At 54.3% G+C, this 5,217-nt stretch carries 9 protein-coding genes; 2 read left to right on the forward strand and 7 right to left on the reverse strand.

Annotation, left to right across the window (positions count from 1 at the left end):
* Window positions 1–320 (reverse strand): 7-cyano-7-deazaguanine synthase (locus tag WCG50_RS17160; RefSeq protein ID WP_336900813.1); only part of this gene is annotated, 320 nt, incomplete at its 3' end.
* A 26-nt stretch (window positions 321–346) separates the two neighbouring features.
* The gene (locus WCG50_RS17165; RefSeq protein WP_336900814.1) at window positions 347–820 is read right to left on the reverse strand and encodes a hypothetical protein; all 474 of its coding nucleotides are present in this window, start codon (window positions 818–820) and stop codon (window positions 347–349) included.
* Between the two features lie 193 nt (window positions 821–1,013).
* Between WCG50_RS17165 and WCG50_RS17170 the strand changes: the two genes are divergently transcribed.
* Window positions 1,014–1,862 carry a PA4780 family RIO1-like protein kinase gene (locus tag WCG50_RS17170; RefSeq protein WP_336900815.1) on the forward strand — a complete coding sequence of 283 codons (849 nt, stop codon included), beginning with the start codon at window positions 1,014–1,016 and terminating at the stop codon, window positions 1,860–1,862.
* Window positions 1,863–1,882: 20 nt separating this feature from the next.
* On the forward strand, window positions 1,883–2,170 hold the full coding sequence (locus WCG50_RS17175) for a VF530 family protein (RefSeq protein WP_336900816.1): 288 nt from the start codon (window positions 1,883–1,885) through the stop codon (window positions 2,168–2,170).
* Between the two features lie 3 nt (window positions 2,171–2,173).
* Here WCG50_RS17175 and WCG50_RS17180 read toward each other — a convergent pair whose 3' ends face one another.
* The 5 genes from WCG50_RS17180 to WCG50_RS17200 form a co-directional block, all read right to left on the reverse strand.
* Window positions 2,174–2,779 (reverse strand): hypothetical protein, encoded by a 606-nt coding sequence (locus WCG50_RS17180; protein WP_336900817.1) that lies wholly within the window; start codon window positions 2,777–2,779, stop codon window positions 2,174–2,176.
* A 158-nt stretch (window positions 2,780–2,937) separates the two neighbouring features.
* On the reverse strand, window positions 2,938–3,126 hold the full coding sequence (locus WCG50_RS17185) for a hypothetical protein (RefSeq protein ID WP_336900818.1): 189 nt from the start codon (window positions 3,124–3,126) through the stop codon (window positions 2,938–2,940).
* 51 nt (window positions 3,127–3,177) lie between these two features.
* On the reverse strand, window positions 3,178–3,480 hold the full coding sequence (locus WCG50_RS17190) for a hypothetical protein (protein WP_336900819.1): 303 nt from the start codon (window positions 3,478–3,480) through the stop codon (window positions 3,178–3,180).
* Window positions 3,477–3,890: a hypothetical protein gene (locus WCG50_RS17195; protein ID WP_336900820.1), complete on the reverse strand. Its 414-nt coding sequence runs from the start codon at window positions 3,888–3,890 to the stop codon at window positions 3,477–3,479. Before WCG50_RS17195 ends, WCG50_RS17190 begins: the two co-directional genes overlap by 4 nt.
* Window positions 3,891–3,962: 72 nt before the next feature.
* Window positions 3,963–5,093: an ABC transporter substrate-binding protein gene (locus WCG50_RS17200; RefSeq protein ID WP_336900821.1), complete on the reverse strand. Its 1,131-nt coding sequence runs from the start codon at window positions 5,091–5,093 to the stop codon at window positions 3,963–3,965.
* Between the last annotated feature and the right edge of the window lie 124 nt (window positions 5,094–5,217).

Raw genomic sequence — 5,217 nt, forward strand, 5'->3', positions numbered from 1 at the left:
AGGTTGCGCCCCGGCACAAAGGTATTGGGCAGGCCGTTTTGCTCCATCTTGAAAGCGGTGTCGCGCGTGAGCGAGGTCTCGCTCACCTCGCCCAACACGGCCAGATCAAGCAGGTGGTCTTCGCCCAGTTTGTGGGCCCATTGGGGAAACTGGCTGCGGATTTCAGTCAACACCTTGAGGCGGGCGTCCAGTTCTACAACATGGCGCTGGCGGTAGTCAAACGCGATGGTTTCGACCCGCTGGTATTTGGACAAGGCTTGCGCCAGACAGGTGGTGGAATCCTGGCCACCAGAGAAAAGTACGAGGGCGGTTGTATGCATCCCCCCAATGTTAGGGGATGACGAGACTAGAGTTTCTCGGTCTTGTTGATTTTGCTGGGTGAGTAGGTGAACACTTCGGTCGCCAACACGCCAGGCGTGGCATTCGGATTGGGCTGCGACAGCTCAAGAGGATTCTTGACTTGTGGCACATGAATGGCACTGGCACTGGCGGCCCACAGGGACTTGATTTGGTCCATCAACATTTTGGAAAGAGGCACCGGAGGCGGATCTTCCACTTTTTCAGTGACTGGCCGATGAACGGTCCAGTCTTTGGAGATCGTGGCCGCTTCGGAGCCATGTTTGGCCGGGTCAGACACGCTGGTGTAGACACCTTCGCCTGAATTGGGTTTCGATTGCCCGATCAGGTTGACCACGCTGGGCGTCGGTTCGACCGCCGGGGTGACGGGAGCCGCAGAAACATCTTTGGCTGCCGACACTGACGCCGCTTCTGCAGCATAAGGCCGAAGATTAGGGATTCGATCGAGGGGTGGCAGTTGCATTTTGTTTAAGCTGGCAGATCAGGTCTGTGGTACTTCTCCGTGTTCGTAACATTCTTAACGGCAGAAATGCGGGGTTATTTAGGGCTATTTTTAAAATAAATGCATTTATTTCACAATTCATTTGCTGTGTTGCATCCAGACAGGCTGCGGCGACTTCATTCATATCGGTCAATCACAAGGCAAAATACCCCCTATGAAACCACCCAAGCGACTGCAAACCTTAATAGAAGAAGGCCTGATCGACACCGTCGTGCGCCAACTCATGAGCGGCAAGGAAGCCATGGTCTATGTGGTGCGCCGCGGCGACGAGACTTTCTGCGCCAAGATTTACAAAGAGGCCACTAACCGCAGTTTTCGCCAGGCGGTGGACTACACCGAGAACCGCAAGGTCAAGAACACCCGACAAGCCCGCGCCATGGCCAAAGGCACCCGTTTTGGCCGCGAGGCGCAAGAGGCGGCCTGGCAAAGTGCCGAAGTGGATGCGCTCTACCGTTTGGCCGATGCCGGCGTGCGCGTGCCCAAGCCGCACAATTTCTTTGAAGGTGTGCTGCTGATGGAGTTGGTGACCGACGAGCACGGTGACGCGGCCCCCCGCCTTAACGATGTGGCGCTGACGCCAGACGAGGCGCGAGCACATCACAAAACTTTAATTACTGAGGTGGTTCGCATGCTGTGCGCGGGTGTGGTGCACGGGGATCTGTCTGAGTTCAACATTTTGCTGGCCGCCGATGGCCCGGTCATCATCGACCTGCCACAGGCCGTGGATGCTGCGGGCAACAACCACGCCAACCGCATGCTGTTGCGCGACGTAGCTAACCTGCGCGGCTTTTTCGGCCAGTTTGCGCCAGAGTTGCTGCAAACCCACTTTGGTCCTGAAATTTGGGAGTTGTACCAACGCGGTGCGCTCACCCCTGAAACCGTGCTCACCGGCCGCTTTGAGAGCAAGGCCGGGCCGGTCAATGTAGGGCATGTTCTGCGCGAGATTGACGATGCGCGGGCCGAAGATGCCGCTCGCCGCCTGCGCATGCAAACGGCGCGTTAAATAAATTTCAGAATCACACCATGCAAGACCCCACATCACCCCCGGCTCAACCGACGGCCAAAGCCCCAACCCAAGCCCACAATCCGCTGCACGGCCTGACGCTTGAATTCATCGTCACGGCTCTTGCAGAGCATTACGGCTGGGAAGGCTTGGGCGAGCGCATCCCGGTGCGCTGCTTTATCAGTGACCCCAGCGTGGCGTCCAGCCTTAAATTTTTGCGCAAAACGCCCTGGGCGCGCGACAAGGTGGAAGGGCTTTACCTCTTCATGCTGCGCGAAGCACGTCGTTCAGGCCAACACACCCGGTAGCACTCAAGGCCCCACCAAAGCGGTATAAGCGTTGCGCGTGTCGGGGGCTACCGAGGCCAGCAACTGGGCATAAGGTGTTTTGTGCCGGGCCAGCATTCGGGCAGAAGCCACTGTCTTCGAGCGGCAGAACCAGTGGCAGGTGTGTTGCATCAAAAACAGTTCAGCCGACACGGTGAAGGCTTTGTTTTTGGGGGACTGTCCGGTGCTGTTGTGGATGGCTTGGGTAATACCCCGCGCATGAATGCTTAGAATTTTTCGCAAATCAAACATGGCGCCGGGAAACAGCTTATTGGCATAGGGCAAGGCCAGCGGGAGTTTGCTCACCCCGGCCTCGGCCTCATCCACCTTGGAAAAATCGGTCACAAAAAGTTCAAACTGCTCACACAACTCAGTCTCAGTGCTGGCCAAAAAATTCCAGACCTGTGCCTGCCGTTCAGCGTCAGATTCGCCCAATGCCCGCAAATAGCCGTTCGTCAGGTTTTCCATCAGTTTTTCAATTTGGTACTTACCCAGATAACTTCCCAGCAAGGCAATCCTGATTTTTTGCTCTCTTAATTTGATTGCATGCGCGCCACCGATGATCATGAGCAGCGGAATAAATAAGTCCATAAAAAAAACCAGAGTCGTTTGAGTAGGTCATGAGTGTAGTGGGCCCTTTTTAAGGACTGCGAATTCAACCACTGCAAGAATGAGCTGCTCAAAGTGAGGGAAGATTTCAGGGGGTTTCAATCTTCTGATGAACGTAGACGCTGTTGGCACTATTTTTTTCAGTAAGTTGGGGTGTGAGCACTGACTGAGCGACCTGAGTCGCAGCGCTCCAAGCGCGAGATGCGCGCGATCAAATCCTCGGTCTGGGGCTGTTTTTCAGCCAACTTGGCGTTGAGGTACGGACTCGTTGTCCACCAGTCAACGCCCATTTCTCGGGTTTTGTCTACAGTCTTATCGGTATTTTTCAATCTACTGGATTGACGACTTTTCCCAACTTCTCGGCCAATATCGGCATTTCCTTAAAGCATCTGACGAATAACGTAGGAAGTAGTCTCCCTGAGTTCTTTCAATTCCTTACGCGTCTGCGCCAGTTCCAGTTTTAGCCGTTTGATTTCGGCCAAGGCCTTTAGGTAGTCCGGGCGCTCTGAATGCGTCTCAGAGATTCCACTACGCACAGACAGGGTGTGTCCCTGATGTTCATTCAGGTTGATGTAATTGCACATCCTGTCTCCGATTTGATTAGGCAGTATTTCAAAGTGGCTCGCCTGTCCATCCTGCACAGTTAAATGATTGCGTTCTATACCCGTAGTCCACTGCTTCATGGCGTCGCGGCGCTGCCGCCCTGCGGTTTTGGCGCCGCCTCTAGCGTTGCGCCCATCATGTTTTCACGGTAGGAAGCCAAATTAACTTTCTTGTAACGCCTTGAAGCAGCGGTCGTTCCTGCCGATACAGCTTCAGGCTGTAGCATGACCAGATCGCGGTGTAGCTCGCGAGGATCCTTGGCAGCTGCCTCAGCGTTGGCAGGTTCTTGCGTTGAGAGGGTTGCGGCCTCACCTGCGATGGGTTCTGCTTTCACCGGCTCCTGACTATCTGCAGAGGAAATATTACTCAATTCAATCGAACCGTCGCTTGCCTCTTGACTAACAATCGCCTGTGCACGGGCTGTACCGGTCGCAAGCACGGTGAAGGTGACTGCGACCAACAAAGGGGTCACTATTTGCATTATTTTCATGGTGTCCTACTCACTCTATAGTCTTATGAACGAATCACGTTTGATCCTGTAAATCAAGAATGTCGCACCCGGTTAGGGCACGATCCAGCCCGATTCCTGCACCAACTGAGCGCCACTTGGATTGCCAAAGCGCACGATGTAAGCCCCTTTAGAAGCAAACCGCTGACCCGTGCCCAAGCTCAAATGGGGGTACATGGTCGTGCCTTGACCACCGCCGTCGTTGACCAAATGCTGGAGTGGCACCCGCATTGACTCGTGCAACTTGTTCGATCCATGCTTTTTTTCCAACTCACCGGAATTACCCAATGCCAACCGGTCCCGCGCTTCTTGCTCGGACTTGATGCCTTCGCGCTTGCTGAGCATGTTTTCGGCACGCTCGATCAAGTAATCGCGGTAAAAATTCTCCAGCATGTCAGACACGGTGTCGGTCATAAAGTTGAGTGCAAAAAACACTTCTGACTGCAGGACTTCATCCACCAACGGGATTTTCCGCAAATTGCGCCAGGCATGAAAATAGATCAGCTGTGTCGCACGCTTTTCGGGCAGTTCATAGGGATAGACGAGATAGGAGTTATCTCGCCAACGGGCAGGCAAAGGCGCTTGTTCGCCTTTCGCCAGAACGGCAGAAAAAAATCGCTTCGCCCCCATCGGTTCAATTTGTTCCAAACACGCCACATCCTCCGGGCGCAGCCAAAACATCACAGTGGCATCTGCGCTCACATGCTCCAAAGCCGCACGCAAAGCTTGTGGAGTCGGCACATCAGGGGACAGAATTCGGTCCTCGACCGAGATGGATGATCCACTCAAAGCCCGACTGATGGACTGCGATGCCGCACGGCCTGACGCTTCATCGTGGTAAATCTGAACGACATGATTGGGGCGGGGTTGCTGCTCCAACAGATACTTGGCCAGCACATTGGCCTCCAGTGTGACGCCACCAGAAAAGTAAAAAGCGTACTGTGACGGGGTATTGACCGGACTGTCCAGCGTAGGGAACCAGCACGGTACTTTTTCGCTATTACAAAACTCATGAATGGGTTGCCATGTGCTGTTGGACACCCCCGAAATCAGTGCAAACACAGGTTGGCGACGGTACAAATCTGCCAACTGTGCCCCCCAGGTATCCGCCGCTCCCTGGAGTTCCCAAATGTCAAGCGCCCACTTGCGCTCGGTCCCCAGAATGAGCTCTGCCGCCGATGTCATGTGATGACGTGTGCGTCCATTTTTTGCGATATGCGTACTGCCATTCTTTTGACGAACGATCAACTTCATCCAGTGCTCAAGGCTTTGCACCGACCTCATGGATCATGATTAAATTTTGTCCCGC

It is taken from the genome of Rhodoferax sp., from assembly GCF_037143375.1.
In the GTDB taxonomy this organism is placed as follows: Bacteria; Pseudomonadota; Gammaproteobacteria; order Burkholderiales; family Burkholderiaceae_C; genus Rhodoferax.

Coding starts and splice junctions, on each gene's coding strand:
- WCG50_RS17165 (WP_336900814.1), bottom strand. CDS start 820: ATGCAACTGCCACCCCTCGATCGAATCCCTAATCTTCGGCCTTATGCT.
- WCG50_RS17170 (WP_336900815.1), top strand. CDS start 1,014: ATGAAACCACCCAAGCGACTGCAAACCTTAATAGAAGAAGGCCTGATC.
- WCG50_RS17175 (WP_336900816.1), top strand. CDS start 1,883: ATGCAAGACCCCACATCACCCCCGGCTCAACCGACGGCCAAAGCCCCA.
- WCG50_RS17180 (WP_336900817.1), bottom strand. CDS start 2,779: ATGGACTTATTTATTCCGCTGCTCATGATCATCGGTGGCGCGCATGCA.
- WCG50_RS17190 (WP_336900819.1), bottom strand. CDS start 3,480: ATGAAGCAGTGGACTACGGGTATAGAACGCAATCATTTAACTGTGCAG.
- WCG50_RS17195 (WP_336900820.1), bottom strand. CDS start 3,890: ATGAAAATAATGCAAATAGTGACCCCTTTGTTGGTCGCAGTCACCTTC.
- WCG50_RS17200 (WP_336900821.1), bottom strand. CDS start 5,093: ATGACATCGGCGGCAGAGCTCATTCTGGGGACCGAGCGCAAGTGGGCG.